This window comes from Pseudooceanicola pacificus, from assembly GCF_009789075.1.
GTDB lineage: Bacteria > Pseudomonadota > Alphaproteobacteria > Rhodobacterales > Rhodobacteraceae > Pseudooceanicola > Pseudooceanicola pacificus.
The window spans coordinates 239,240-265,840 of the sequence record NZ_WNXQ01000004.1 but is presented as its reverse complement, the minus strand read 5'-3'; the positions used below and the strand labels follow the sequence as shown (position 1 = coordinate 265,840).

22 protein-coding genes are annotated in these 26,601 nt (G+C 65.7%); 11 read left to right on the top strand and 11 right to left on the bottom strand.

Annotation, left to right across the window (positions count from 1 at the left end):
- Positions 1 to 46 precede the first annotated feature (46 nt).
- The 3 genes from GLS40_RS09355 to GLS40_RS09345 form a co-directional block, all read right to left on the bottom strand.
- Positions 47 to 1,963 carry a metallophosphoesterase family protein gene (locus tag GLS40_RS09355; RefSeq protein ID WP_160382493.1) on the bottom strand — a complete coding sequence of 639 codons (1,917 nt, stop codon included), beginning with the start codon at positions 1,961 to 1,963 and terminating at the stop codon, positions 47 to 49.
- A gap of 77 nt (positions 1,964 to 2,040) precedes the next feature.
- Complete coding sequence (locus tag GLS40_RS09350) at positions 2,041 to 3,372, bottom strand: aspartate aminotransferase family protein (protein WP_160382492.1); 1,332 nt, start codon at positions 3,370 to 3,372, stop codon at positions 2,041 to 2,043.
- Positions 3,369 to 5,375 (bottom strand): metallophosphoesterase family protein, encoded by a 2,007-nt coding sequence (locus GLS40_RS09345; RefSeq protein WP_160382491.1) that lies wholly within the window; start codon positions 5,373 to 5,375, stop codon positions 3,369 to 3,371. Before GLS40_RS09345 ends, GLS40_RS09350 begins: the two co-directional genes overlap by 4 nt.
- A 200-nt stretch (positions 5,376 to 5,575) precedes the next feature.
- Here GLS40_RS09345 and GLS40_RS09340 point away from each other — a divergent pair, with 200 nt between their 5' ends.
- Complete coding sequence (locus GLS40_RS09340) at positions 5,576 to 6,277, top strand: GntR family transcriptional regulator (protein WP_160382490.1); 702 nt, start codon at positions 5,576 to 5,578, stop codon at positions 6,275 to 6,277.
- Positions 6,278 to 6,301: 24 nt separating this feature from the next.
- Here the strand turns inward: GLS40_RS09340 and GLS40_RS09335 are convergent, their stop codons facing one another.
- Genes GLS40_RS09335 through GLS40_RS09320 form a run of 4 tightly spaced genes read right to left on the bottom strand, consistent with a single transcriptional unit; the run spans position 6,302 to position 10,023 of the window.
- Positions 6,302 to 7,096 carry a GntR family transcriptional regulator gene (locus GLS40_RS09335; protein ID WP_160382489.1) on the bottom strand — a complete coding sequence of 265 codons (795 nt, stop codon included), beginning with the start codon at positions 7,094 to 7,096 and terminating at the stop codon, positions 6,302 to 6,304.
- A complete protein-coding gene (locus tag GLS40_RS09330) occupies positions 7,093 to 8,607 on the bottom strand; it encodes a tripartite tricarboxylate transporter permease (protein WP_160382488.1) in 1,515 nt (504 codons plus the stop codon). Before GLS40_RS09330 ends, GLS40_RS09335 begins: the two co-directional genes overlap by 4 nt.
- Positions 8,608 to 8,617: 10 nt before the next feature.
- Positions 8,618 to 9,094: a tripartite tricarboxylate transporter TctB family protein gene (locus tag GLS40_RS09325; protein ID WP_160382487.1), complete on the bottom strand. Its 477-nt coding sequence runs from the start codon at positions 9,092 to 9,094 to the stop codon at positions 8,618 to 8,620.
- Complete coding sequence (locus GLS40_RS09320; RefSeq protein WP_160382486.1) at positions 9,094 to 10,023, bottom strand: tripartite tricarboxylate transporter substrate binding protein; 930 nt, start codon at positions 10,021 to 10,023, stop codon at positions 9,094 to 9,096. Before GLS40_RS09320 ends, GLS40_RS09325 begins: the two co-directional genes overlap by 1 nt.
- Positions 10,024 to 10,284: 261 nt before the next feature.
- Between GLS40_RS09320 and GLS40_RS09315 the strand changes: the two genes are divergently transcribed.
- Positions 10,285 to 12,582: a DUF3604 domain-containing protein gene (locus tag GLS40_RS09315; protein WP_160382485.1), complete on the top strand. Its 2,298-nt coding sequence runs from the start codon at positions 10,285 to 10,287 to the stop codon at positions 12,580 to 12,582.
- A gap of 225 nt (positions 12,583 to 12,807) precedes the next feature.
- Here GLS40_RS09315 and GLS40_RS09310 read toward each other — a convergent pair whose 3' ends face one another.
- The 3 genes from GLS40_RS09310 to GLS40_RS09300 are packed head-to-tail and all read right to left on the bottom strand — an operon-like array spanning position 12,808 to position 15,933.
- Positions 12,808 to 14,394, bottom strand: coding sequence for a tripartite tricarboxylate transporter permease (locus tag GLS40_RS09310; protein ID WP_160382484.1), 1,587 nt, complete (start codon positions 14,392 to 14,394; stop codon positions 12,808 to 12,810).
- Positions 14,391 to 14,951: a tripartite tricarboxylate transporter TctB family protein gene (locus tag GLS40_RS09305; RefSeq protein WP_235905843.1), complete on the bottom strand. Its 561-nt coding sequence runs from the start codon at positions 14,949 to 14,951 to the stop codon at positions 14,391 to 14,393. Before GLS40_RS09305 ends, GLS40_RS09310 begins: the two co-directional genes overlap by 4 nt.
- Positions 14,952 to 14,976: 25 nt before the next feature.
- On the bottom strand, positions 14,977 to 15,933 hold the full coding sequence (locus GLS40_RS09300) for a tripartite tricarboxylate transporter substrate-binding protein (protein WP_235905842.1): 957 nt from the start codon (positions 15,931 to 15,933) through the stop codon (positions 14,977 to 14,979).
- A gap of 112 nt (positions 15,934 to 16,045) precedes the next feature.
- Between GLS40_RS09300 and GLS40_RS09295 the strand changes: the two genes are divergently transcribed.
- Genes GLS40_RS09295 through GLS40_RS09285 form a run of 3 tightly spaced genes read left to right on the top strand, consistent with a single transcriptional unit; the run spans position 16,046 to position 19,372 of the window.
- Positions 16,046 to 16,540, top strand: a complete 495-nt coding sequence (locus GLS40_RS09295) for a MarR family winged helix-turn-helix transcriptional regulator (protein WP_160382483.1) — start codon at positions 16,046 to 16,048, stop codon at positions 16,538 to 16,540.
- A gap of 4 nt (positions 16,541 to 16,544) precedes the next feature.
- A complete protein-coding gene (locus GLS40_RS09290; RefSeq protein ID WP_160382482.1) occupies positions 16,545 to 17,978 on the top strand; it encodes a sulfatase-like hydrolase/transferase in 1,434 nt (477 codons plus the stop codon).
- A 5-nt stretch (positions 17,979 to 17,983) separates the two neighbouring features.
- Positions 17,984 to 19,372, top strand: coding sequence for an FAD-binding oxidoreductase (locus GLS40_RS09285; protein ID WP_160382481.1), 1,389 nt, complete (start codon positions 17,984 to 17,986; stop codon positions 19,370 to 19,372).
- Between the two features lie 343 nt (positions 19,373 to 19,715).
- On the opposite strand, the gene GLS40_RS09280 is transcribed toward GLS40_RS09285, so the two are convergent.
- Positions 19,716 to 20,675 carry an NAD(P)H-dependent flavin oxidoreductase gene (locus tag GLS40_RS09280; RefSeq protein WP_160382480.1) on the bottom strand — a complete coding sequence of 320 codons (960 nt, stop codon included), beginning with the start codon at positions 20,673 to 20,675 and terminating at the stop codon, positions 19,716 to 19,718.
- Between the two features lie 185 nt (positions 20,676 to 20,860).
- On the opposite strand from GLS40_RS09280, the gene GLS40_RS09275 reads away from it, so the two are divergent.
- The 6 genes from GLS40_RS09275 to GLS40_RS09250 are packed head-to-tail and all read left to right on the top strand — an operon-like array spanning position 20,861 to position 26,587.
- Entirely contained in the window at positions 20,861 to 21,667 is an 807-nt protein-coding gene (locus GLS40_RS09275; RefSeq protein ID WP_160382479.1) for an enoyl-CoA hydratase-related protein, read from the top strand.
- A gap of 30 nt (positions 21,668 to 21,697) precedes the next feature.
- Positions 21,698 to 22,867 (top strand): thiolase domain-containing protein, encoded by a 1,170-nt coding sequence (locus GLS40_RS09270; RefSeq protein ID WP_160382478.1) that lies wholly within the window; start codon positions 21,698 to 21,700, stop codon positions 22,865 to 22,867.
- A 5-nt stretch (positions 22,868 to 22,872) separates the two neighbouring features.
- The gene (locus tag GLS40_RS09265; RefSeq protein ID WP_160382477.1) at positions 22,873 to 23,253 is read left to right on the top strand and encodes a Zn-ribbon domain-containing OB-fold protein; all 381 of its coding nucleotides are present in this window, start codon (positions 22,873 to 22,875) and stop codon (positions 23,251 to 23,253) included.
- A 43-nt stretch (positions 23,254 to 23,296) separates the two neighbouring features.
- Positions 23,297 to 24,205: an SDR family NAD(P)-dependent oxidoreductase gene (locus tag GLS40_RS09260; protein ID WP_160382476.1), complete on the top strand. Its 909-nt coding sequence runs from the start codon at positions 23,297 to 23,299 to the stop codon at positions 24,203 to 24,205.
- A 57-nt stretch (positions 24,206 to 24,262) separates the two neighbouring features.
- On the top strand, positions 24,263 to 25,462 hold the full coding sequence (locus GLS40_RS09255) for an acyl-CoA dehydrogenase family protein (protein WP_160382475.1): 1,200 nt from the start codon (positions 24,263 to 24,265) through the stop codon (positions 25,460 to 25,462).
- A 3-nt stretch (positions 25,463 to 25,465) separates the two neighbouring features.
- Positions 25,466 to 26,587 (top strand): acyl-CoA dehydrogenase family protein, encoded by a 1,122-nt coding sequence (locus GLS40_RS09250; protein WP_160382474.1) that lies wholly within the window; start codon positions 25,466 to 25,468, stop codon positions 26,585 to 26,587.
- Positions 26,588 to 26,601 lie beyond the last annotated feature (14 nt).

The following is a 26,601-nucleotide window of genomic DNA, read 5'->3' as shown; positions in this document are numbered from 1 at the left end:
CCGGGGTCGGGATGCACCGTTTTTCTGTGCGCAGCATGAGTCACGGCTATCCGGCAAGCGCCGTTGTCCCGTTCGAATCCGCGACGACGATGCGATCCCCTGCGCGGATGAGCCTGCAGGGGGCGCCGTCGATTGTGAAGGCCAGGCCATCCGTCGTCTTTTCGAAATCCGACGGGGCCCCGCGCGCATTCAGCCACAGGGCGAGTTTGCGCACCGCGTGGCCCTGCGGCCCGGGATTGAGGCGGCGGTCATAGAGGCCCTTGCGCGGGAAGTAGCCACGGTCCTGATCGATCAGCGTGTCGCAGTGAAACACGATGTCCGGATGCGCGGCGCCTGCCAGCTGGCCTTCGCAGAGCCGCCAGATCACATCGGCTTCGCGCTCCGGCATCGCCGCGGGATCCGGGCCGATCTGGACCAGGTTCACCGTGGCGCGGGTGCCGGTGCGGCGGGCGAAAGCCGCGATGCTTTCGCCCCCGTCGATGGCCGAAACCTCCGGTCCGAAACGGAAAGCATAGGCGAGGTCGTGCCGTGCCCCGAAGTCGGCATGGAATTGCAGCAGCATGTCGGTTTCCGAGGGGTCGAACCCGAAGGACATCGGGACATATCCGCCGGTATAGCGATCCTTGCGGTGGTCCGAGGCGCTGACGGTACAGGCCAGCGCGACCTCTCCCGGGACAGAGGCGCGGAAGGCGGCGATGGCGGGTTTCAGCGTCTCAATGCGGAGCCATTCGACAATCAGCTCGGTACGCGCGTCGAGGTGGGACAGTCGCCCGGCCAGCGTCGCCTCCGGCGGGTCGGTCCGGGTGGTGTAACAGGTCAGGCGATGCCCGATCGAGACCAGCCAGCAAAGCCGCTCGAATGTCGCGTCGTCCGCGATGTCGTCCAACGGGACCCGCAGATCGCGCAGGCCGGTTTCCCACAAAGCCAGTAGAACATAGTCGTTGCGGACACGGCGGCGGACAAATTCGTCCACTGGCCCGTTGATCGAGATCGGGTTGAGGTCGGCCCAGGCGGTCCGAAGCTGAACACCCAGACTGGCGCTGCGCCCGGCCCGCACGCTGAGGGCCGGGGCCAGGGCGTCCGCGGTCATCATCCGGCGATAGGTGACGGAATGCCCCTGTTCGTAGACCTCCACCTCGGCCCAGCCGAGCTTGGGTTCGTCGTTGCGACCGAATTCCTCTGCCGGGGTGGTGTGGAACATCTCGGCGTAGTCGTGCCGGACAAAACACGTCGAGATCATCGAATAGAAATCGGTGGACCCGATGCCGTGAAAAAAGGGGGTATGGACATGACCGGCAAAGACCGCCTCGGCCGCGTGTTCCGTCAGCAGCGCCAGCAGGCGGGTGCGGCCCGGCTCTTCGACATTGTCGTAATAGGACGGTTCATCCGCCGTCCCGACAAAGATCGGGTAATGGATGTTGAAGAACAGACGTTTGCCCGCATTGGCCCTAAGGTCCGCTTCGAGCCATTCCATCTGGGCGCTCTCTTCCGGCAAGCCGGACCCGATCAGCGTGGTGTTCAACACGACAAAGCGGCACGGCCCGTGGTCGAAGGCATAATATCCGTCCCCAAAGGCCGCTCCATAGGCTGCAATCGAATGCGCGTCAGTGGCATGCGCCGGGGTGACGGGGGTGATCTTGTCCCCCGCGTCGTGGTTGCCGGCGACGTAATGCACCGGGTAGGGCTGCGCGTCGAACAGCTGCCGGGCGAAGGCCGCCGTTTCGGCATAGCTGGGTATGTGCGGTACGGGCTGAACCATGTCGCCCAGGTGGATCAGGAAGTCGGGCCTGACCTTGCCGATCTGCATCAGTGCCTTTTCCGCCCGTTCGACACCTTTTGCCTGGCTTTTCCACGGTGTCAGGTGGCCGTCCTGCGGGAGGCGCAGATGGGTATCCGAGATGACGGCAAAGCGGAACAGAAGGTTTCCGGATGTCCGGCGGCTTGGAAACAGGGGCTTGGACATCGCACATCCCTTATGGGCTAAACCTCAGCCTGTTGATGTCACGGTTTGGTTGACAAATCAACCAAACCGGCACCGCCTCAGGCCTGAACGGCGGCTTCGACCTTTGCGACGGCGACCGACAGTTTCTCGGCGATATAGTCGAGCTCATCCTCGGTCGCGTTGAAGGGCGGGGCGACGATGACGTGGTCACCGGTCCTGCCGTCGATGGTGCCGCCGTTGGGATAGAGCGCCAGCCCCTCGGACAGGGCGGCGGCCTTCAGCCGTGCCGAAAATCCTGCCTCACTGCTGTAAGGGATGCGGGCCTCCGGATCGGCCAGAAATTCTACGCCCAGGAAATAACCGCGGCCGCGAATGTCGCCCACGCTGTGACGGTTGCCGAGCGCCTCGACCAGCCGGGTGCGCAGGGGGTCGGCATTGGTCGCGACCCGCTCGACCAGTTTTTCCTCGCGGATGATGCGCTGCACTTCCAGCGCACCGCGCGCTGCCAGCGGGTGGGCCTGATAGGTATGCCCGTGCACGAAGGCGCCCGAGCCGGCGGCCAGCGCGTCGTGCACCCGGTCGTTGATCAGCATGGCGCCGATCGGGACGTAACCGCCGCCCAGCCCTTTGGCGACCGTCTGGATGTCGGGCCGGTAGTTTTCGTATTCCCAGGCGTGGCGCTTGCCCGAACGGCCCATGCCGCACATGATCTCGTCCCCGATCATCAGGACACCGTGACGGTCGCAGACGGCACGCATGGCGGCAAAATAGCCGGGCGACGCCGTCGCGCAGCCAGATGTCGCGCCGACGATGGTCTCGGCGACAAAGGCGGCGACGGTGTTGGGACCAACGCGGACAATCTCGTCCTCCAGTTCCTGGGCGAGCCGCGCGACATAGGCGTCATCGTCTTCCTGCGTGCCCTGTTCGTGATAGGGAAAACAGGGCGAGACATGGCTGACCGTGTCCCACAGCACCGGCTCGTAAATCGAACGGCGGCCTGTATGGCCGCTGACCGAGAGCGCGCCAAAGGTGTTGCCGTGATAGCTCTGCCTGCGGGCGATGAAACGGGTCCGCTCCGGTGCGCCGCATTCGACATGGTATTGCAGCGCCATCTTCAGCGCGCTTTCCATGGCCTCGGACCCGGAAGAGACCAGGAAGGCGCGGGCGAAATGGCCATCGTCGGTCAGCAGGTCCGCCAGCGCCTCGGCCGGTTCGGAGGTGAAGAACGCCGTGTGGACATAGGTGAGCCGCGTCGCCTGTTCCGCGAGGGCGGAGGCGACACGCCTGTTGCCGTGGCCAATGCAGGTGACGGCGGCCCCGCCGGCGGCGTCCAGAACGCGGCCCCCGGCCTTCAGGGTCAGCCAGCTGCCCTCGCCGGACAGGGCGGTTTCAAAGGTTTCGCGGGTGCTGCGGTGAAGGATATGGGTCATTTGGTTGCTTCCAGCGACGTGATTTCGGCAGGTGTGTCGAGCCCGCGCCAGCCGGGCAGGCCCGGCGCATCGGCGACCAGGGGGGCAAAGCCGTCGGGCATGTCGCCATCGGAAGGCAGGGCAAATTCCACGATCCGGTCGCCCAGAGACAGGCGACAAACGCGGGCCGTCCCGATCCGGTCGGTGGAGAGGAGCTCTGCCGCCGGTTGGTCTGCCAGAAGACGGGTGACGGCCGCCAGCGCGCGCCCCGGAAGGCGTGGGTTCCAAAGACGGTCGCAGAGACCGAACCCCGGAAAATAGGATCGGTCGGTATCCGTGAACCGATCAAGAAACACCTTGAGCCCGGTGGTCTTTGCCAGCACGGCGGCTTCCACCACGCGGGCGGTGACCTGTGCCTCGCTCCGCTGGATCTGGCCGGGATGATTGCCGCCCAAGGTGACGTGCATAAAGGCCGGCAGCTGCAGCCGTTCGGCGAAACCCGCGATGTCCCGCCCGTGGGACAGAACATCCTGGGACTCGCCCAGCCGGAAACTGTAGCCGAGGTTCAATGCGGCGCCGGTCTGTTCATGGAACTGCGTCAGCAGGTCGAATTCGGAGTGGTCGAAGCCGAAGGCGACCTGATAGCTGGTCTCGGACCCGCCCTCGCGATGGTCCGAGGCAGAGACGGTGCAGGCGACCGTCAGGGTCCTGTCCCAGACCTCGCGCAGGTCGGCGAGCGGTGCGGTGAAGTCGGCGATGGTGCGCCACGGCAGGATGACCTCCAACGCCGATACGCAGGGCAGGGCGGTCGCTTTTTCGGCCAATGCAGGCGCAGGAACCCCAAGGCTGAAACAGGTGAAGCGGAATCCCAGCGAGCCAAGGTCGATAACGCGTTGCAGATAAAGCGGATCGTCCAGATCGGAGAGGGGGATGTGCACGTCGCGCGCACCCATCTCCTGCAGGGCGAGCAGCGGATAGTCGTTGCGCTGTCTGCGGCGCGTGAAGGGCTCGATCGGGCCGTTCAGGGGGATGGTGTCCGGTTCCGCCCAGGCATGGCGCAGGTGAACGCCGGGCTGCCCTTCGGGATGGAATTTCGGGGCATTGCGGGCCGGTCTGGTCTGCCCCGCGTCCTGCGGCTGCTCGCTGCGGTGAATGTGCACGACATGACCCTGTTCGAAGATCTCGACCATGGCCCAGCCCAGTTTGGCCGTGTCGTTGCGCCCGCCTTCCATGCCGCCGGCCGTGTCCGGAGCGACCGGTGCAAGCTCTGCATAATCCTGCCTGACGAAGGAGGGAGAGGGCAGCACGTGAAATTCCGTCGGCCCCAGGATGTGGTGGAAGAAATTATGCACATGGCCCGCGAAAACGGCCTCGACCGCGTGGTGTTTCAACAGGGCCAGAAGCCGGGCGCGGCCGTCCGGCTCGATGTTGTCGTAAAGCGAGCCTTCGTCGGGGCGGGACATGAAGACCGGGTAGTGGGTCGCAAGAAACAGACGGCGGTCGGAACTGGCCGCCAGCTCGCCCTCAAGCCATTCCCATTGCGCCGCTTCCTGCGGCAGGCCCGATCCGATCAGCGAGGCGTTGATGATCAGGGTGCGCACCGGGCCCACGTCGAAGGCGGACCAGTTCGGACGCACCAGTTTCTCGAACAGGGCAACGCTGTCTTCCGAGATGCCGTGGGCCGGGGTCACGAACGCCAGCTTGTCCCCCACGTCGTGATTGCCGGGGGCGACCTGGATCTCGAAACCGTAAGGCGCCATCAACCCTGCGGCAAAGCGGCTGACCGCGGGGTAGGACGGGTCCGAGGGGACGGGATTGACGACATCCCCCATGTGCAACACGCAGTCGGGCCTGGCAGCGGCGATCTGTTCCAGCGCGCGCAGGCTGCGGTCGTTGGCCAGCTTGTTGGCGGTCCACTGGGCGCGCGGCAGATCCTCGGGCAGGCGGATATGGGTGTCCGCAAGAATGGCAAGCCGGGCAAGGCAGGCGCCGCGCGGACGGCGCTCAAGGGGGGTGTCTGTCATCGTCCGGTGCTCCGGGGTTGGGCAGGGTACGGAATGCAAGGAGATCGATTCCGACTCTAGTCATTATATGATTATGCACTCTATATGACATGGGTGTGGACCGGTTGAAAGGCCGCACTTCAAATCCACCGGGAAATTCCCGGCCATGCTGGTCAGCAGGGGTCGGGGGCGTTAGGGGAAGGGAAGCCCAGGGGATGGCGATGGACTTTGAACTCAGGACGAAGGGCAAGCTCTATCTCGAGATTGCCGAACTCTTCCGCCAGAAAATTCTCTCCGGCGCCTGGCCCGCCGGGCACAAGCTGGGCAGCCTGCAAAGCCTCGCGACGGATTTCGGAGTCTCCCTGATCACGATACGCCAGGCGGTGGCCGATCTGCGGGGCGAGGGGCTTCTGGTCTCGCGCCACGGTGTCGGCACCTTCGTGGCTGAGGACGCGCGCCGACGCGAAAGGCTGAACCTTCAGGTTGACTGGCAATCCATGCCCAGCCCGATCGACCAGTCGGACCGCGACGCGCGGTTGCTGGATTTCGACGCCGCTGCCCAGTTTCCGGGACAGGGCGATTGCGTCTGGATGAAGCGGCTGCACAGCCGCGGGGACATGCCCTATGCCATCGTCGACATCCGCCTTGCGCGCCGGGTGTTCGATCTGGATCCCGACGGCTTCAGGGACCGAATGGTCCTGCCGTTGCTACGCAGGCTTTATCCCGAAGCCGAGTCGCTGGTGCGGCAGCAGACCCTGACGCTGGATTCAGCGGATCAGGAGGTCTCGCGCCTGCTGGGCATTCCGCTGAATGCGCCGGTCGGATGTCTGGAACGGACCCTGACGACACCCGGGGGCGACCTGCTCTATTCCGGCCTGGTCACGTACCGCGGCGACATGGTGCGGCTGGAAATGTCGTTCTGACGGCCGCCAGCGCCTGCCGCGCCATCAGAATTCCAGCACGACGTCGTCGGCATGGGCATAGATGGTCTGATGATAGAATGGGCGGCCATCGGCCAGCACGGTCCGAGCCTCGACCTTGAACGCCGTGGAATCGGGGCGCATGTCGAACATGGCGGCCTGACGCAGAGGCAGCACCACAAAGGACACCTGGGTTGTCACCAGTCGCGCGCGCTGGCCAAGCTGAGCTTCGAGGTAGGTCCGAAGATTCACGCCCTGCAGTTCGCTCAACTCGATATCGTCGATCTGGAACAGATCCGGCGGCAGGTACATCTCGGCGCCCAGCTTGACGCCGTCCCCCGAAATGCGGCGCCGGATCAGGGTGTGGTCGCCTTCACCCAGATGCGTGCTCCACGATCCGGTTTCGTTGGTGCGCAGGATTTCCACCTTGGTGTCGGTGATGCGCAGGGACCGATTTGTCTTTGCGACGCGAAAGCGGAAATGCCAGATCTGCGGGCTCATCGTGTCGGCATCCGCGACCCGGGTCCCGTCGCCACGGCGGCGCACGATCAGCCCGCTGTCCTGAAGCTGGCCAAGCGCGCTTTGCACGGTTCCCAGGGACACCGACAGGCGCTGTGCCAACTCCGACTCGGACGGCAGACGGTCGCCGGGGCCGACAAGCTGGTCACGAAAGACTGACAGGAACGCCTGACGCAGCGCCGACCGCTTGGTTTCACGCGGGTTGTTCGCGCGCTCGACCGCCATGCGCGCAAGCAGCGTGTCGCAGAGGTCGGGCGCGGATGGCCCCGGATGCTCCTTGGTCTTGTCGGTCTGTTCCGTCATGCGGCGGCGTCCTGTTGCGATGGCTGCTTCCGGGCGCGCTGCGCTGCCCGGACCACGACCCACACCGTCAGGATCAGGAACACGGCTGCAATCGGGCTTGCCAGGACGGCCAAGCCATCCGCGCGGTAAAGCAGGAGTGCCTGGCGAAGCGAGGTTTCGAACATACTGCCCAACAGGAAGCCAATGACAAGGCAAACCACCGAGACCCCCACACGGGTCATCAGCATGCCGATACCGGCGAAGGCCATGACAACGCCGACGTCCCAAACCGACTGGGAGGGCAGGAAAATGCCGAAGATGCAGAACATCAGCACCGGCGGCAGGATCAGCCGGCGCGGCACGCGGGCGAACTGCGCCCAGAGGGAAAGACCGGCGCGTCCGATGACCAGATGGATGACGTTGGCGATGATCATCGAGGCAAAAAGCCCGTAAATCAGGTCTCCGTGCATCTGCAGCATGAAGGGGCCCGGCACCACGCCGTGGATGGTCAGTGCCCCGATGAGCAGTGCGGCGGCAATGTTGCCCGGAATGCCGAGCGCGATGGTCGGGATCAGGTTCGATCCGACCACGGCACTGTTCGCGCTTTCGGTGGCAATGATGCCTTCGGGCTCGCCCTTGCCGAAGTTGTGGCCGTTCTTCGAAGCGCGGCGCGCAGCGGAATAGGACAGGAACGAGGCCAGCGTCACGCCCAGCCCCGGCAACATTCCGACGAGGGAGCCGGTCAGGGCGCCCCGGATCAGGGTGCGCCAGTACGAAAAGAACTCTCGCGCGGGCAGACGGCGGCCCTCGGGCGTGTCGGCCTGGTTCGCGCCGAAGTCGTCCCTGGCCCGCCCGGTCGACAGATCCGAGATCTGCATGACGACCGAGCCGAGCGCCAGGGTGCCGATGGCCAGCGCGGCAAGCGAGAATCCATCGTAGAGCGCGATCGTGCCGAAGGTGAAGCGCGGGGTGGAGGAGACGGGATCAAGCCCGACAGTCGACAGGAAGATGCCGATAAAGATCGCCATGCCGCTTTTCAGCGGGCTGTCCCCGGCGATCCCCGCGATCAGGGCAAAGGAGAACAGCAGGACGGCGGTATATTCCACCGGCCCGAACTGCAACGCAAAGGCGGCAAAGGGGACAACCAGGACAATCAGCAGGATATCCGAGATGGTGTCGCCGGTCACCGAAGAGAACAGAGCGAATTTCATCGCCCGGAACGCCTGCCCTTTTTGGGCCATCGGATAGCCGTCCCATGCGGTGGCCGCCGCCTCGGGCGAGCCGGGAGAGTTCATGAGGATGGCCGGGATCGCGCCGCCCGATGTCCCGCCCTTGTTGACACCGACGAGGAAGGCAATCGCGGCCAGGGGGGACATGTAATAGGTCAACGGGATCAGCACCGCCATTGCCGTCACGCTGCCCAGACCCGGCAGAACGCCGATGATAATGCCCAGCATGATGCCCAAGGCGATGAACAACAGGTTGATTGGGTCCAGCGCGAGGGTGAAGGCGCTCAGAACAGTATCGATCATGGCCGTTCCCTCAGGGAAGCTGAATGTAGAAGGCGTGCCAGGCAAGCTGATCCAGGCCGTAGGCCAGCGTGGCCGACCCGAGGGCGCACCAGATCAGATGGCGGCGCTGTCCCGCCAGGATCATGGCGGCGAATGTCGACAGGCTGCCGGCGACGACGAACCCGAAACGTGTCAGCAGAACCATGGTCGCCGTGGCCCAGACCGCCCAGCAGGCTGTCTCCAGCAGGATACGAAATCCGTCGTGGCGGGGTCGGACGAAAATCCAGTGCCTGTTCCGGACCATCAGGGCCAGCGCGAAGACCGCGACGACGAGGGCCGACAGGTTCGGGAAGAATCGCGGCGACAGCTGATCGGTCTGCGCCGGCATCTCGACCTGGGCGGGGATCACCCAGACCAGTGCCAGACCCGCCGCGACCAGCGCGACGAGACCGACGAGGAAATCGAGACGCCCTGAGGCGTCCCGATCAAGCTGTGCGGCGTCGCTCATTATTTGGTGCTCTCGAAGACGGTGCGCAGGTTGGCATCGACTTCGGACAGCGCCGCATCGAGGTCATCACCGGTAAGCTCTGCCGTCGGAAAGCTCAGTTTGTTGACCAGCAAGTCGACGAAGGCGTCGGATTTGGCGGCAGTGACGGCGGCCTCGGTGAGCGCTGCGCGGACGTCCTCCGGCAGGCCGGCCGGTGCCCAGATGGATGCGCCTGCCGGCATCGAGACACCGTAGACGTCCTTCATCAGCGGCACGTCGGGCGACGCCAGAAGCGGTTCGGACGTCATGCCCAGCAAAACGACCATGTCGTCCAGATAGCGGTTATGTGCGCCGCCCGACCAGGCGAAATCCACCTTGCCGCCCAGCAGGAAGGGCACCATCTCGCCGCCGCCCTTGGTCGGCACGGCGATCCAGTCGAGCCCTTCCTTCTTGGCGATGAAGTTGATGTAGGCACGTGAAATCGCGTTCTGGTCGGCATAGCTGAGCGAGTCGCCCTGGGACGCCGCGATCAGGTCGTTGAGAGTTTTGAACCCGGATTTCTTCGACGCGACGATGGCCATCTGCGTTTCGGCCACGGTGGCGATCGGGTCAAAGCTGTCCAGACTGTATTCGACCTCTTCCGCAATGGGCGGCCACATGACGGTCAGGTCCGGTGCGAAAAGGATGGTGTAGCCGTCGGCGGCAGCCTTCGAGGCCGCCGTGGTGCCGATCTTTCCGCCTGCGCCGGGCTGGGTTTTCAGGATGATCTTGGTCCCGAGGGCGCCGCCCATCTCTTCGGCAAAGACGCGTCCCATTGTTTCGATGGATCCGCCAGCCTGGTAGGGGACGATCATCGTGATGGGTTTGGCGGGGAAATCGGCGGCCTGAACGGCCCCCGGCAGTACAAGCGCGAAAACGGCGCAGGTTGCCCGGATGAACTTCGTCAGCATGTGAGCTCCTGTTGGTGGAATTAATATCTCTATAGTTTTGCAAGGTGTGATGCCCATCCGGCAACCTTTTTGCGAATGTCGGGCCAAGAAAACGCGGATTCACGGAAATCGTGGGCCTGCTGTGCTGTCTATTCCAGCAAGGCCACGTTGATTTTGGCGCCAGAAGGTCGCGAATCGGCCCGTGTTGCAGAATCCAGTGGATGTCTTGGGAAAATACTATGTAGTTTAACTGCAAGCAGCCACGAAGCCCCAGGAGTTCCCATGACCGTCAAAAGCGATGTTGACCCCGATCTGATCGGCGAGTCCCGGCTGAAGACCATCCCCGGCACCGATCCGGCCCTGTTCGGCACCGCCATGTTGGAGGGACCTGCGCGCGTCGAAGTGCGCAGCTATCAGACGTTCAAGATCACCTATGTCACCGGCAAGCTGGGCCTGGATGACACCGGCGCAATCCGGATTGCGCTGCGGCTGATCTCGGATGCGGGAGCATTGCAGACCACCGACCCCACGGCGCCCAATTATGTCAGCGTGAGATCTTCGGGCGAAGGGCAGCTTATGCTCAAGTACGACCGCAATGGCGGTCAGCGCCCCTGGAACGAGACGCTGACGATCTATCAGCGCGGTGGCTACCTGAAGCCGGGCGAGACAATCGAGATCACACTTGGCGACACGTCCCAGGGTTCGCCGGGGCTGTTGATGTCGACCTTCTACGAAGGCGCGCGGGTGTTCCGCGTGCTGGCTGACGTTCAGGCCACCGGCAACTTCATCCCGCTGCCGGACACGCGGCTGGAATTCACGGTGGAGGCAGGGCCGCTGCACCGCTATCTGGGCGTGCTGCCGACGCGCCGCCGCCCCGGCGAGAGTTTCGTTATGGGCCTCAAGGCCGAAGACCTCTGGGGCAATCCGACAGCGCAGGGGCCGACGCGCTTCGCCGTCGAAAGCTCTGTCCCGGTGGCCGGTCTCCCGGCCGAGATCGACTTTGCGCCTGACAATGGCGCGCTGCGTATCGAGGGCCTGAGCGTGGCGGAAGAGGGCGTGCTGACCTTGACGCTGACATCGACCGAAGGGCATGTCGTTGAGGCCGGACCGCTGCAGATCCGCGAAGGTCAGGCCCACTACTGGGGCGACCTGCACGGCCAGACCGGAGAGACGGTCGGCACCAACTCCATCGAGCATTACTTTGACTTCGCGCGGAACAAGTCCTTCCTTGACGTGACCTCTCATCAGGCCAACGATTTCCAGATCAAGCCCGCCTTCTGGGACAAGCTGAACCGGCTGACCGCAGAGCTGAACGAGCCCGGTGTCTTCACCGTCCTGCCTGGCTACGAATGGTCCGGCAACACCGCCGTGGGTGGCGATCACAACGTGTTCTTCCGCGACGAAGGGGCCCGCATCTACCGCTGCTCGCACGCCCTGGTGGACGAGCATGACGATCTGGATAGCGATGCCCATACGCTGACCGACCTTTATGCGAAACTGCATGACGAGCCGGTCGATACCGTGATGTACGCCCATGTCGGTGGCCGCTACGCCAACATCTTCTTTGACCACGACCCCAAGCTGGAAGCCGCGGTCGAGGTTCATTCCGCCTGGGGCAGTTTTGAATGGGTGCTGACCGACGGCTTCCCGCTGCGCCGCCGTGTCGGTGTGGTGGCGAATTCGGACGGTCACAAGGGACGGCCCGGTGCGTCCTATCCCGGCGCCTCCTTCTTTGGGGCCTACGGCGGGCTGACCTGTTTTCTGATGCAGGAGAACACCCGCGACAGCGTGTTCGAGGCGATCCGCCGCCGCCATACCTACGGAACCTCCGGCCCGCGGCTGGCGATCGACATCACCGCCGCGCTGCCCGGGGGCGGCACGCTGTTCCACCGCAACCCGCTGGCGCAGCCCGATTGCGCAACCGAAGAGGTCACCTCCTGCATCATGGGGGATATCGTCCGGGTCACGGGCAACACCGCCCGGGTTTCGGTTGCGGTCGAGGCGCCGGTCGGGATCGAGAGCATCGAGCTGCGCCGCGCCAGCGATGTGGTCACGCTCTGGCGCGGCTACGGGGAAGAGGACCTTGGCAGCCGCCTCCGCCTGATGTGGTCGGGTGCCGAGTACCGTGGCCGCGGGCGCAACACGCGCTGGCAGGGGCGGGTACAGGTCGCGGATGGCAGGATCCGTCGCTTTTCGCCCGTCAATCTGCTCAACCCCGAACAGCCTCTGCGACAGGTCGGCTCCAACAGCGCGATCTTCGACACGATCACAACCGGCAACCGGATGGGCTGCGACATGTGGCTCAGCGGGACGGGCGCGACGCTGGACGTCACCACCAACCACGGAACATTGTCCCTGAACCCCGCTGACATGGGTGTGGAGCCGGTGACGCTGGACGCCGGTGGCCTGGCGCGCAAACTGGTGGGGCAGCGTCTGCCCGACGGTCCGCTGCCCCGTTCCGCCACCTTCGAGGCCGAGGTCGATATTGGTGAGGCCGGCGATACGCCGGTCTGGCTTTGCGTCAATCTCGAGGATGGGAACCAGGCCTGGACCTCGCCGATCTACCTGTTTCGGGACTGATCGCCCGGGGCCCATGACAGCGGACCTTGCAGCGAAGTCCGGTCCGGGGCGGCGGGTCGTGCCGTTGCCTCAGGCGTTCGAAATGTGGCGGACCTAGTCCACGCCCAATGAGATGAACCGTGGCGATTCACAGGGTGGCGGCCGCATGACGCGGCCCGTCGTCCATGATCGGCAAAGAGGCGCCGAGGTCATTCGCAAGGCTGTGGGGATGTTTGGCAAGATGCCTCACATCCGGTTCCGGCCGAGCAAGACAACCGCCGCCAGACTTGCGAGCATGAAGACGGCCGACGTGACGCTGCTGAAGAGGAACCACGGGTTCGCGCCGGTGGCTGCAAAGGCTTCGCGTGCCGTCTGTTCCAGCGGTTGTGCGAGGATGAAGGCGATGACGAAGGGCAGGACGGGGATGTCGCTGCGCCGGAAGAGGTAGCCGAGGATCCCGAAGCCGAAGGTCACCCAGAGGGCAAACAGGCTTGTCTCCTGCACGTAGATCGCCGTCAGCGTGATCAGCAGCACAACAGGCAGAAGGATGTGCTGGGGAATGCGGGCCAGTACCCCCATGGAGCGCATGAAGCTGCCGCCGATCAGCCAGTTCAACAGGTTGCCGATGGACATCAGGGTGAAGATGCCGAAGGCGATGACCAGTTCCGGGTTCACTTCGGGTGTGGTGAACCGGAAGACCGCTGGGCCGGGATTGAAGCCGCCGATGCTGTCTGCCGCGAGGATCAGGAAGACCGCGGCCGCATTGCCGGGGATGCCGAGCGACAGCACGGGGATGAGGTTGGCACCGGACACGGCAGAGTTCGCAGCTTCGGTTGCCGCGATGCCTTCGGGTGCTCCGGCACCAAAGGCGGTGTCCTCCGGCTGTTTCCTGGCCTTGTGGCGCCGGGTCGCGTAGGAATAGCCGAGGGTTGCGGCAAGGGTCGATCCGACGCCGGGCAAGGCGCCGATGATGGTGCCGATCAGCGCGGACCGTCCGACATAGGGGGCGATGCGGCGGATATCTCCGGGCTGGAGGCGGTCTTTGACGCCTTCTGCAAGGGTCTGGGCGCCCTTGCGACCGGAATTTCCGCCGCGGACAAGGTCCTCGATCCCCTTGAAGATCTCGCCGACGATGAGAACGCCGAGGATGGCGGCCACGAGGGGGAAGCCCCCGGACAGTTCCGGCACGCCGAAAGTCAGGCGCGGTGTCAGTGACTGCCCGGTGCCGACGAAGGATGCGAGAAGGCCAAGCCCCACGGCAAGCAGCCCCTTGCCGACAGAGCTTCCCATGACGGCGGCAATGAAGGTGATCGACAGGATCAGCAGGGCGGTCTTTTCGGGCAGGTCGAGGTAGGCCTCGACGACGACCGCAAGGAACGGTGCACAGACAAACAGGACGATGTCGGAAAAGGTGTCGCCGGTGACCGAGGACAGCTGCGCAATCCGCAGCGCCCGGCGGGGCTGGCCGCTTTGCGCCATCGGATAGCCGTCGAGGGTGGTCATCAGCGCGTCGGGCGTCCCCGGCATGTTGAACAGGATCGCGGGCACCGCGCCGCCGACCGTGGCGCCTTTCATGATCCCGATGAGAAACCCGAAGACAGGCAGCAGCGCGTCCGGGGTGAACCCGAAGATCGAGATCAGGATCGGCAGCGAAATGGCCATCGCCATGGGCCCGGCAAGGCCCGGCGTCGCCCCGACCGCGATGCCGGTGAGCAGGCCGCCAAGCACCATGATGGGCGCGACGGGAATGCCGATCCCGAAGAGGCTGAACAGGTCGGGGCCGGTGAAGACCGCGAGGACGCCGAGCCAGATATAGTTCAGAACTTCGCTCATAGGTCGCCGTTCGGTGGAAGCAGGATGTCAGAGAACGGCAGGTCGAAGACAGCGATCAGGAGGCCCGCGGTCAGCAGGCCCACGCACACGGCGGTCCAGCTGACGCGGCGCTGCATCAGCGAGATCAGCCCGCCGACAAGGAAGGTTCCGCCGATCACGAAGCCGCTGAGTTTCCAGGGCATCGTGTCCCGGAGGTCCCGGTAGACTGCGCCCTCTGGTCCGAACAGGCCGACAAGCAGCGGCCCGGACCAGCGCATCAGCAGGACGGAGGCGAGGAAAATGCCGGTCAGGATCGCCAGAAAGCCGAGGTTGAACAGCGATACGTGAGGCCCTTCTTGCGCGCTTTTGCGTCGGGACTCGAGCGTGATCAGGAGGCCGGACAGGCCAATCAGCAGCGCGGCGAGTGTCGGGGCCATCGCGTCGCCGATGGACTGACGGCCCCGTATCTTCTGGATGATCCCGGTTGCGGTGTCGTTCGGCACCCAGGCGAAGATCGCCAGCAGAGCCAGAACGACAACGCAGAGACCCAGGGCCAGATCCGCGGTATTGCGGTGCATGAGGGTCTCCTCCGGTCTGCTCCGGTCAGTTCGACTCTGCGTCCTTCAGCATCGTCGCCGCAGCCGTGTTCATCTCGCTCATCTTGGCATCGAGGGCCTCGCCGGTGATGACGTCCGGACCGCCGAAAACCTTGGTGACAAGGCCGTTTGCCTCGGTCGTGGGGTCGTTCAGCACGTCACGGATCGCGTCGCCCAGGGCCTTGCGGGCCTCCGGGTCCATATTGCCGGGCGCGACGAACATGAAGTACCCGTCGAGCACGTATTTGCTGCCGAGGTCCGTGACCAGCGGCGCGTCCGGGCTGTCCTTCAGCTTGGCAGGAATGGCCGAGGCGATGTTGACCATCTCGCCCTGCGTGACCGGTTTGGACTGTGCGCCCGCAACCCAGCCGATGTCGAGGTCACCGCCGCGCAGGCCGTTCATGACGCCGGCGCCGCCCTTGACGGGAACGATGTTGAAGTCGATGCCCGCGGCCTTGCCGAAGAGGTAGGCCACGTCGGCCTGACGATCGGAGGCAGTGCCGAAACGGATCTGCTCGCCGGCCTTGGCAGCCGCCGCAACCTTGTCCCAGGTATTGAAATTGCCCTCGGCCATCGCGACGAGGCCCGTCTGGAAGCTTGCCGTGGTCGCCAGCGCGGTGAACTTGTCGATCTGCAGATCGGGATTTCCGGCGGCCATCATGCTGTAGGTCAGCGACTCGGACACCACCATGCCGATTGCGGTGCCGTCGGTCGGGGCATTGACCAGCTCGGCCACGAGGTTCAGGCCGCTGTTGCCGTCGACCTGCTGGGGCAGAACCTTCCAGCCATATTTCGCCTCAAGACCCTGCGCGACAAGGCGCGCCTGGGTGTCTGCGCCACCGCCAGCCGCGAAGCCGATCATCATGGTGATCGGTCCGGGCGGGGTCCAGCCCTCTGCGACGGCAGCGGCGGGCATGGCAAGAACAGCAGCCGCAACTGCGAGCGGCTTGAATATGTCTTTCATCTTCTCCTCCCTGGTGAATTGGCGGGAGGGTCACCCAAGAAAGTGGACATGTCAACGAAAAGGTTGACATGTCCACTTTCTTGAACTGAACTTGGGGCGGGAGGACTTGGCGGTGAACGATCAAAGCGAGACGCTGGAGCAGACAACAGGCGGTTTGGACCTGGCGTTGCTCCTGCCGTTCCAGATCACCCAGTTGAGCGGCAAGCTGGCCGCCCAGGCCCGGGCCATTCTGTCGCGGCACGGGACGCTGTCATTGGCGCAGTGGCGGATCATCCGGATCGTGGCCATGGGCCTGCCGCCCCAGTCCACCGCCGTCCGCAAAAGCTCGGGGATCGACAAGGGCCAGTTCAGCAAGACGGTGAACGTGCTGATCGACGAAGGCTATGTCACCACCCGGCCCTGCCCCTTCGACCATCGCCAGTTCGAGGTCATCCTGACCGACAAGGCGATCGCGGCCCATGCCCGGCTGGCTCCGGAACTGGACGCCCGGCAGGCGCATCTGCTGGCCGCACTGACCGACGCGCAGCGCGAGATGATCCTGCCCGCGATCCACGCGCTCGCCAAGGCTGCCGAAACCATCGACTTTCTGAATAAAGACAAGGACTGACCCCGTGGCACGTTCCCAGAACCTACTCGTCATCATGTCGGATGAGCACCAGTCGCGGGCCCTGTCCTGTGCGGGTCATCCGCTGGTCAAGACACCGAACCTCGACAAGCTTGCCGCGCGGGGCATCCGGTTCACCAATGCCTATACGCCCTCGCCGATCTGCGTTCCCGCCCGGGCTGCCTTTGCCTCTGGCCGCTACGTCCACGACATCCGCCTTTGGGACAACGCGATGCCCTACACCGGCAAGCCGCGGGGCTGGGGCCATGCGCTTCAGGACAGCGGCACCCGGGTCGAATCCATCGGCAAGCTGCATTACCGGGCCGAAGAAGACCCGGCGGGGTTCGACGTGGAACACATCCCGATGCAGGTGGTCGGCGGGCACGGCATGGTCTGGGGCTCCATCCGCCGCGAGGATGAGCGGGTCCGCAAGGAAGGGCGCATGCTGGGCCCCTACATCGGGCCGGGCGAGAGCGCCTATACCAAATACGATTGCGCCGTCGTGGACCGGGCGCGGGACTGGTTCGCCGATGCCGCCAGGCGCCCGCTTGATCCCTGGTGCCTCTATGTTGGGCTTGTCGCGCCGCACTTCCCGCTGATCGTGCCGCAGGAGTACCTCGACATGTATCCGCCGGACAGCCTGCCGCCCTTCAAGCTGCACACCATGGACGGCTTCGTGAACCACCCGTGGGTCCAGAAGCAGAATCACGCGCTCGCCGGTGATGAAGGCTTCAAGGATCACGACGAACGCAAGCTGGCGGCGGCCTGCTATTTCGCGCTCTGCACCTTCCTTGACGACAATATCGGCCAACTTGTCGCGGCGCTGGAGGAGAACGGCCAGCTCGACAACACCACGATCATCTACACCTCGGATCACGGCGACAACGTCGGGGCGCGCGGGCTGTGGGGCAAGTCGAACATGTACGAGGAGTCGGTCGCCGTCCCGCTTATCGTGGCCGAACCGGGCAAGGCCGCAGGTATCTGCGACACGCCGGTCAGCCTGCTCGACGTCTCCCAGACCATCATCGACCACTTCGGCGCGTCGCTTGAGGGCGACCGGCCCGGGCGGTCGCTCTATGACATCGCCAGCGAATCGGAGGACCGCGACCGGGTGATCTTCAGCGAATACCACGCCGTGGGCGCCGTTTCGGCTGCCTATATGATCCGCAAGGGCGACTGGAAACTGATCCACTATCACACATTCCGGCCAGAGCTGTTCAACCTGGCGGAAGACCGCGAAGAGACGCGGAACCGGGCGGAGGACCCGGACTGCGCGGCGATCCTTGCCGAGATGGAAAACGAGCTGCGCAAGATCTGCGATCCGGCGGCGATGAACGATCTCGCCTTCGCGGATCAGGACGCGATGATTGAAGCCTACGGCGGGAAAGCCGTCGCCATGAACATGGGCGCGCCCTCGGCGACACCGCCCCCCGAAGTCTGAGGCGCATGATGAACAAGCCTCTCAGACCCGGAAACAGCGCGGCGATCGAGGAGTTGCGGGCACTGCTCGGTGAACACCTGTCGACCGGCCCGTCGATCCTGGACGCCCACGGTCGCGACCAAGGATATGCCGAGCAACACCTGCCGGACGCCGTCGTCTTTCCGGGCTCGACGCAGGAGGTGTCGCAGATCGTGAAGATTTGCGCCCGTCACGGCTGTCCCGTCATCCCCTACGGCACGGGCACCTCGCTGGAGGGGCAGGTGATCCCGGTCAGCGGTGGCATCAGCCTTGACCTCAGCCGGATGAACCGGGTCATCGACATTCACGAAAAGGACCTGGACGCGGTGGTGCAGCCCGGCGTGACGCGGACACAGCTGAATGATGCGCTGCGCTCCTCCGGGCTGATGTTCACCGTCGATCCCGGCGCGGATGCCAGCATGGGCGGCATGGCCTCGACCCGCGCCTCGGGGACGAACACGGTGCGCTACGGGACGATCCGCGAGAATATCCTGGCGCTCGAAGTTGTCCTCCCGGACGGAGAGATCATCCGCACCGGCAGCCGGGCCCGAAAATCCGCCTCCGGCTATGACCTTACCCATCTCTTCATCGGCTCCGAAGGTACGCTCGGCATCATCACCGAACTGACCGTGCGCCTGCATGGCCTGCCGGAAAGCATCCTCGCCGCGACCTGCGCCTTTCCGACCATTTCAGCCGCCGTCGACACGGTGATCATGGCCATCCAGTGCGGCCTCCCGATGGCGCGGATCGAGCTGCTGGACGAAGTGCAGATGAGGGGGATGAACCTGCTCCACTCCGACCTTGGACTGCAGGAAACACCCTACCTCTTCCTCGAATTCCACGGCAGCGAAACCGGCGTGAAAGAGCAGGTCGAGACCTTTCGCGAAATCGCCGACGGCTTCGAGGCGACGGATTTCCAGTTCGCCGCGCGCATGGAAGACCGCAACCGGCTCTGGGCGGCGCGCCATCAGGCCTATTTCGCCGCCAAAGCCCTGCGTCCCGGCGCCAGCGGTCTTGTCACCGATTGCTGCGTCCCGATCTCGGAGCTGGCGCGCTGCATCCATCGCACCAAGCAGGCAATCGGGATCTCCGGCCTTGTCGCGCCCCTGACCGGGCATGTGGGCGACGGGAATTTCCACCTCGTCATCCTGGTAGATCCCGACGATGCCGCGGACCTCAGGGCCGCGCAGGATCTGGCCGGGACAATCAATCGGATCGCGCTGTCCCTGGGCGGTACGGTGACCGGGGAACACGGGGTCGGCACCGGCAAGCGCAAATACATGGAAGCCGAGCACGGAGCGGCCTACGCGCTGATGCAGCGCCTCAAGGCGGCGATTGACCCTGACGGGATCATGAACCCGGGCAAGATGGTCTGAGCAGGGGAAGGCTGGGGGCCGACAGGCTTGACCGGACTTCGGGGCCACGCCGGTTTCCGGACCCGGCGGGCGTTGGTGCAGACCCCGGTCGTCTGCCTCGCCGGCAGGACGAACAGCAGGTTCAGCATCAAACAAACCGGATCGCCGCATCCGGGAAGACGGCAGGGCGGCCGTTGCGACCGGCCCGGGGTGCGGGCCACACCATGTCCAGCCAGATCAGCCGCGTGCCGCGCCGCTTCTGCGCGTCGTTGCAGGACGTCCCCTTCGTCGGGCGGTCGCGGTCGCTCGCTCGTCCGGGCCTCCTGGCCCGCCGTCCGTTTGTCCTGGCAATCGTGCGACCCGCTCAGGCGGGTTCAGGCTGCATGGCGCCGATGCGGGCGGCGGCTTCGCGGTACTCCCGTTCCAGCCGGGCAACGATGGCTTCGGTCGGTTCGGTGCGCCGGATCGGGCCGACGCCGTGGCCCGCGCTCCAGACGTCGCGCCAGGCCTTGAACTCATCCATCACGCCGATCTCGCGCTCGACCGGGGCGCTGTCCAGCGGAATGCCCGCCCGCACGAGGCTTTCGGCCAGGAAGTTCGCGTAGGTGCCCGACACCCGGTCGGTGTAGAAGATGTCGGCCGCCTCGGCGCCGACGATCATGTCGCGATAGGCCTGCTTGGCCAGCGACTCGCTGGCCACCACGAACGCGGTCCCCATGTAGCCCATGTCGGCCCCCAAGGCCTGTGCCGCCAGGATCCCGCGCCCGCTGGACATGGCCCCCGACAGCACCAGCGGTCCGTCCCAGATGCGGCGGATGTCCTCGATCATGGCGATCGGGGACACCGTGCCGGCATGCCCTCCGGCGCCAGCCGCCACCGCGATCAGGCCCGAGGCGCCCCGGTCGATGGCCTTGCGGGCGTGTTCCATGTTGGTGACGTCATGCAGGACGATCCCGCCGTAGGCGCGGATCGCCTCGTTCACCTCGGGGCGGCATCCCAGCGATGTGATCACGACCGGCACCTCGTGCTTGACGCAGAGCTCCAGGTGCTGGTCCAGGATCGGGTTCGTGCGGTGCACGATCAGGTTGATGCCCCAGGGCGCGGGGGTCCGGCCCTGATGCGGCGTGGCCAGGGCATCGCGGATTTCGCTCAGCCAGCCGTCCAGGATTTCGGGCGTACGGGCGTTCAGGGCGGGCATCGTGCCGACGATCCCGGCCCGGCACTGGGCGATCAGCAGCTCCTTGCCGGACACCAGGAACATGGGCGATCCGATCAGGGGCAGCCTGAGGTCGCTGTCGTGCGGGGTCCAGAAGGGCTTGGGCATGCTGTCTCCTTGTGGGGCTGACCGGGCCGCGATGCTGCGCCCGGGGCTGGGTCGTATAAATTAATTCACCATTCAATTTATTTGGAATGTCCCCTCGTCAGGGGGCGACCGGATGCAGCCCGGCGGGGTCTTGTCCAATCGAGCCACGGCCGTTTCGCCGGTGGCGCGACAGGAAAGGTGCGGGCATGAAACCGGAAGTTGTCACCGCGGAAATGGACGGCGCGGTCGGAATCCTCAGGATCAACCGGCCCGATGTGCTGAACGCGCTGAACCCCGCAACCGTTACCGCCATCGGCGCGGGGGTGCTCGACCTGACCGGCAGGCAGGGCGCGCGCTGCATCGTGCTGACCGGAACGGGGCGTGCGTTTTCCTCGGGCGCGGATCTGTCGGGCGGCGATGATGGCAACGCCGCCACCCCGAACCGGGCCGAGGCGGTGCTGCAGAAATATTACCACCCCATGCTGCGCACCCTGCGGGACTGCCCCGTGCCGCTTGTGACGGCGGTGAACGGGCCTGCGGTCGGCGCGGGGATGAGCATCGCGCTGATGGGCGACATCATCACCGCCTCGCGTCAGGCCTATTTCCTGCAGGCCTTCGCCCGGATCGGGCTGGTGCCCGACAGCGGGTCAAGCTGGCTCCTGCCGCGCCTCGTCGGCATGGCGCGGGCGCGCGAACTGTCGATGCTGGCCGAGAAGCTGCCGGCAGAAACGGCGCTCGACTGGGGCATGGTGAACCGGGTCTTCGACGCGGATCAGCTGATGCCCGAGACGATGAAGATCGCGCAGACGCTGGCCGACGGCCCGGTCGGGGGGCTGTCGCGGATCCGCAAGCTCTACTGGGACGCCGACCGCAACAGCTTTGAGGATCAGCTGAACCTCGAGGACGAGTTGCAGCTTGCCGCCAGCCTGGGGCCGGAGTTCGCCGAGGGCGTCCGCGCCTTCACCGAGAAACGCGCGCCCGATTTCCGCAAGGCGGCGGCGCAGGCGAAATGATCCGGGCGACATGATCAAGGAGACCGACACGTGAGTACGACAGGCAAGGCCTATATCGCCGGCGCGTGGGAACACCCGACGCGCAAGGCCGTGGACAAGACGCTGATCCAGCTGCACGCCGAGAACGTGAAGGGCGCGCTGAACGACGCGGGCCTGACGCTGCAGGATGTCGACGGCTTCTTCTGCGCCAGCGACGCGCCGGGGCTGGGCCCGCTCAGCATCACCGAATACCTCGGGATCCATCCGACCTATGTCGACAACACCGACACCGGCGGGTCGTCCTACGTGCTGGCCGTCGGCCATGTCGCGCAGGCGATCGCCGAGGGGAAATGTTCGGTCGCCGTGATCACGCTGGCGGGCAAGCCGCGCACCGGCAAGCCGAACAAGGGCGAGGGGGCGTTCTACGATGACCCGAACTGCCCCGACGTGCCCTACGAGCTGCCCTTTGGCCATGTCATCCCGAACCTCTACGGCATGTGCGCGGCCCGCCACATGCACGAATTCGGCACGACCTCGGAACAGCTCGCCTGGATCAAGGTCGCGGCCTCGCACCACGCCCAGCACAATCCCAACGCCATGCTGCCGCAGGTGGTCACGGTCGAGGAGGTGGTGAATTCCCCCATGATCTCGGAACCGCTGCACAAGCTCGATTGCTGCGTGATCAGCGACGGCGGCGGGGCGCTGGTCGTGGTCTCGCCCGAAGTGGCGAAGTCGCTGAACCGTCCGCTGGTCAAGGTGCGCGGATCGGGAGAGGCGGTAAAGCACCTCAACGGCGGCAAGACCGACCTGACCTATTCCGGCGCCGTGCGTTCGGGCCCGATCGCCTTTGGCCAGGCGGGGGTGACGCCGGCGGACATCAAGTACGTCTCGATCTACGACAGTTTCACCATCACCGTGCTGATGACGCTGGAGGATCTCGGCTTCTGCGACAAGGGGCAGGGGGGCCGCTTTGTGCAGGACGGCAACCTGATCTCGGGGCAGGGCAAGCTGCCGTTCAACACCGACGGCGGGGGGCTGTGCAGCAACCACCCGGGCAACCGCGGCGGCATGACCAAGGTGATCGAGGCCGTCCGCCAGTTGCGCGGCGAGGCGCATCCGGCAGTGCAGGTGCCCGGTTGCGACCTTGCGTTGGCGCACGGGACGGGGGGCTACCTCGGCTCGCGCCACGGCTCGGCCACGCTGATCCTGGAAAGGGAGTGAGCAAGATGAAAGACGGCGACACCACCCGCCCCGCCCGTGACGCGGCGCCCCAGTGGCAGACCGAAGACGGTGCGCTGATGATCGCGGAATGCCGCGACTGCGGCGAACCGCATTACTACCCTCGCGTGCTCTGCCCGTTCTGCGGCAGCGAGAATGTCGCGTTCAAGGCCTGTTCGGGCCGGGGCCGCATCTATGCGGTCAGCGTCTTCCGCCGGGCCGATCCACCCTATGCGCTGGCCTATGTCGAGCTGGAAGAGGGCCCGCGCATGATGACCAATATCGTGGATTGCGACCTGGACGCCATCGCCATCGACGATGCGGTGACCGTGCTCTTTGCCGACCGGGACGGCATTCCGACCCCCATGTTCACCCCCGCCGCACCCTGACGTGCCGGGCGACGCTTTCACGAGACAACAAGGAGACGACAGGATGATCCGATTTGATGGCAAGGTGGCCGTTGTCACCGGCGCCGGCGCCGGGCTGGGCCGGGAACACGCGCTGCTGCTGGCCTCGCGCGGGGCCAAGGTGGTGGTGAACGACCTGGGCGGCGCCGTGAACGGCGAGGGCGGCGACAAGTCCCCCGCCGACCAGGTGGTGGACGAGATCAAGGCGGCGGGCGGCGAGGCGGTCGCCAACTACGACAGCGTGGCCAGCCGCGAGGGCGGGGCCGCGATCGTCCAGACCGCCATCGACACCTGGGGCCGGATCGACATCCTGATCTGCAACGCCGGTGTCCTGCGCGACAAGAGCTTCGCCAAGGCCGAGCTGGACGATTTCGAATTCGTCTTCGGCGTGCACTACTTCGGCACGCTCTACTGCGCCCATGCCGCGTGGAAGCACATGATCGAACAGGGCTTCGGGCGGATGGTCTTCACCACCTCCATCGCCGGGACCAGCGGCAACTTCGGCCAGTCGAACTACGGCTCGGCCAAGATGGGCATGATCGGCCTGATGAACACGCTGGCCATCGAGGGGTTCAAGAAGAACGTCAAGGTGAACTGCATCTCGCCCGGGGCGCTGACGCGGATGACCGGCAACCTCGGGATGGACGAGGATTTCATGGCCAAGCTGCGCCCCGAGCTGGTCTCGCCCGCCGTGGCCTATCTGTGCTCGGAGGAATGCGAGGCGACAGGCGCCACCATCACCGCCGCAGCCGGAGGCTATGGCCGGGTGCACATGTTCGAGACGCGCGGCGTGCAGCTCGACCCCAAGGCGGGCGTCACGATCGAGCAGTTCGCCGAGAACTTCGCCGAGATCAGCGACCTGTCCAAGGCCGATCCCTGCACCCCGGGGGCCGAGGGCAAGATCCAGGAGCGGCTGGACAAGCTGGCATCGTGAGCGATCCGGCGGGCGTTCCGGCGCCCGCCGTCCCAGGCCCGGCAGAGGAGGCGCGCCATGGATCTGAAGCTGAAGCAGGAACACCAGGATTTCCGCATGGAAGTGCGCGAATTCCTGCGGGACAACCTGCCCGAAGACATCCGCGACACCGCGCGCCGGATGTTCCACATCGACCCCGAACCGATGCGCCGCTGGCAACGCATCCTCTATGACAAGGGCTGGGCCGCGCCGGGCTGGCCGGTGGAATACGGCGGCACCGGCTGGTCCGCGATCCAGCGCTTCATCTTCGACGAGGAATATTGCGCGCTCGACGGGCCGCTGCCGCTGATGATGGGGCACGGGGTGCAGATCATCGGGCCGGTGCTCTACACCTACGGCACCGAGGCGCAGAAGGCGCAGTACCTGCCGCGCATCCTGAAGGGCGAAGACTTCTGGGCCCAGGGCTTTTCCGAGCCGGGCGCGGGGTCGGACCTTGCTTCGCTGCGCACCCGGGCGGTGCGGGACGGGGACGACTATGTCATCGACGGTCACAAGATCTGGACCAGCATGGCGCATCATTCGAACATGCTGTTCCTGCTGGCGCGGACCGATCCGGAGGTGAAGCCGCAGAAGGGCATTTCCTTCTTCGTCTTCCCGACCGACACGCCGGGGGTCACCGTGCGTCCGATCATCTCGATCGACCGGGGCCACAGCCTGAACGAGAGCTTCTACGACAACGTCCGCATCCCGGCCGACAGCCTGATCGGCGAGGAGGGGCAGGGCTGGACCTATGCCAAGTTCCTGCTGGGCCACGAGCGTTTCAACATCGCCGAGATCGCCCGGTCCAAGCAACGTATCCGCCGCCTCTGGCAGATCGCGCGCGCGATGCCGGCGGGCGAGGGGACGCTGGCCGACGACGCCGGGTTCCGGTCCCGGATGACGGCGCTGGAAATCGACATGGCGACGCTGGAACAGCTTGGCCTGCGGGTCGCGTGGGAAATGGACAGCGGTGTCCAGAACATGCAGTCCGCCAGCATCCTCAAGCTGCGCGGCAGCCGCCTGATCCAGGCGGTGACCGAGTTGAGCGTCGAGGCCATGGGCTATGCGGGCCTGGCCTACCATCCACAGCAGGACGGGTCGCAGATCTCTCCCCCCGCGCCGGAAGTGGCGCAGGGCAAGATGGAGGAGATGCTGTTCCTGCGTGCCGCCACGATCTACGGCGGGTCCTCCGAGACCCAGCTCAACATCCTTGCCAACCTGATCTACGCCGAGGTGTGACCGATGGATTTCTCCCTGAGCATGGAACAGGCGATGCTGCGCGACAGCCTGCAATCCTGGCTGGCCACCCATCACGATGCCGCCGCATGGAAGCGCCTGACGGCCGCCTGGCCGCCGGGGTCGGAGGCAAGCTGGCAGGGGCTGGCGGGGCTGGGTCTTCACGGCCTGCTGATCCCCGAGGATGACGGCGGGATCGGCATGGGGCCCCTGGATCTGCACATCGTGGCCGATACGCTGGGGCAGTTCCTTGTCGTCGATCCCTACCTGTCGACCGCCGTGCTGGGCGCGGACCTGGTGCGACGGCTGGCCGATGCCGAGCAGAAGGCGGCCCTGCTGCCCGCAATCGCGGGCGGAGAGCTGCGGCTGGCCGTGGCCCATGCCGAACACGCCGCGCGGTTCGATCCCTTCGGCGGCCGGACGCGTGCCGTGGCGGACGGTACGGGCCTGCGCCTGACCGGCGGCAAGATCGTCGTCATCGACGCGCCGCTGGCCGATCGCCTGCTGGTGCTGGCCTCGGAAGACGGAGCGCCCGTGCTGGCCCTGGTCGCACGTGACGCGCCCGGGATGTCGGTCAATGCCTACCGGCTGGTGGACGAGCGCAGCGGCGCGGATGTCGGTTTCGACGACACCCCGGCGCAGCGTGTCGGGGACGCGGGCGAGAGCTGTCGCGCGGCGGTCGGGGCCGCCTTCGATCTGGCCACCGTCTATGCCTGCGCCGAGGCGGTCGGCGCCATGCGCACCGCGCTGCGCCTGACGGTGGAGCACGTCAAGACCCGCCGCCAGTTCGGCACCGAGATCGGCAATTTCCAGGCCCTGCGCCACCGCATCGCCGAGATGAAAGGCGAACTGTCCGCCGCCGAGGCGATGTCGCTGGGCGCGGCCGCCGCGCTGGACGAGGCGCCTGAGGTCCGGATGCGCATGGTCTCTGCCGCCAAGGTGCAGTGCATCCAGTCGGCGCGCTACGTCGGGCGCAACGCGGTCCAGCTGCAGGGCGGGATGGGCATGAGCCAGGAATCCGCCGTCGGCCAGTATTTCAAGCGCCTGCTGGCCTTCGAGCCGATGTTCGGCGACCTGGGATATCACCAGACCCGCTTTGCGCGCCTGTCGGACCTGCGCGCCGCCTGAAACCCCCGGGCCGC

What these genes read in the sequence shown, in the direction of transcription:
- GLS40_RS09355 (WP_160382493.1), bottom strand. Translation starts at nt 1,963, where the DNA reads ATGTCCAAGCCCCTGTTTCCAAGCCGCCGGACATCCGGAAACCTTCTG.
- GLS40_RS09350 (WP_160382492.1), bottom strand. Translation starts at nt 3,372, where the DNA reads ATGACCCATATCCTTCACCGCAGCACCCGCGAAACCTTTGAAACCGCC.
- GLS40_RS09345 (WP_160382491.1), bottom strand. Translation starts at nt 5,375, where the DNA reads ATGACAGACACCCCCCTTGAGCGCCGTCCGCGCGGCGCCTGCCTTGCC.
- GLS40_RS09340 (WP_160382490.1), top strand. Translation starts at nt 5,576, where the DNA reads ATGGACTTTGAACTCAGGACGAAGGGCAAGCTCTATCTCGAGATTGCC.
- GLS40_RS09335 (WP_160382489.1), bottom strand. Translation starts at nt 7,096, where the DNA reads ATGACGGAACAGACCGACAAGACCAAGGAGCATCCGGGGCCATCCGCG.
- GLS40_RS09330 (WP_160382488.1), bottom strand. Translation starts at nt 8,607, where the DNA reads ATGATCGATACTGTTCTGAGCGCCTTCACCCTCGCGCTGGACCCAATC.
- GLS40_RS09325 (WP_160382487.1), bottom strand. Translation starts at nt 9,094, where the DNA reads ATGAGCGACGCCGCACAGCTTGATCGGGACGCCTCAGGGCGTCTCGAT.
- GLS40_RS09320 (WP_160382486.1), bottom strand. Translation starts at nt 10,023, where the DNA reads ATGCTGACGAAGTTCATCCGGGCAACCTGCGCCGTTTTCGCGCTTGTA.
- GLS40_RS09315 (WP_160382485.1), top strand. Translation starts at nt 10,285, where the DNA reads ATGACCGTCAAAAGCGATGTTGACCCCGATCTGATCGGCGAGTCCCGG.
- GLS40_RS09310 (WP_160382484.1), bottom strand. Translation starts at nt 14,394, where the DNA reads ATGAGCGAAGTTCTGAACTATATCTGGCTCGGCGTCCTCGCGGTCTTC.
- GLS40_RS09305 (WP_235905843.1), bottom strand. Translation starts at nt 14,951, where the DNA reads ATGCACCGCAATACCGCGGATCTGGCCCTGGGTCTCTGCGTTGTCGTT.
- GLS40_RS09300 (WP_235905842.1), bottom strand. Translation starts at nt 15,933, where the DNA reads ATGAAAGACATATTCAAGCCGCTCGCAGTTGCGGCTGCTGTTCTTGCC.
- GLS40_RS09285 (WP_160382481.1), top strand. Translation starts at nt 17,984, where the DNA reads ATGATGAACAAGCCTCTCAGACCCGGAAACAGCGCGGCGATCGAGGAG.
- GLS40_RS09280 (WP_160382480.1), bottom strand. Translation starts at nt 20,675, where the DNA reads ATGCCCAAGCCCTTCTGGACCCCGCACGACAGCGACCTCAGGCTGCCC.
- GLS40_RS09275 (WP_160382479.1), top strand. Translation starts at nt 20,861, where the DNA reads ATGAAACCGGAAGTTGTCACCGCGGAAATGGACGGCGCGGTCGGAATC.
- GLS40_RS09265 (WP_160382477.1), top strand. Translation starts at nt 22,873, where the DNA reads ATGAAAGACGGCGACACCACCCGCCCCGCCCGTGACGCGGCGCCCCAG.
- GLS40_RS09260 (WP_160382476.1), top strand. Translation starts at nt 23,297, where the DNA reads ATGATCCGATTTGATGGCAAGGTGGCCGTTGTCACCGGCGCCGGCGCC.
- GLS40_RS09255 (WP_160382475.1), top strand. Translation starts at nt 24,263, where the DNA reads ATGGATCTGAAGCTGAAGCAGGAACACCAGGATTTCCGCATGGAAGTG.
- GLS40_RS09250 (WP_160382474.1), top strand. Translation starts at nt 25,466, where the DNA reads ATGGATTTCTCCCTGAGCATGGAACAGGCGATGCTGCGCGACAGCCTG.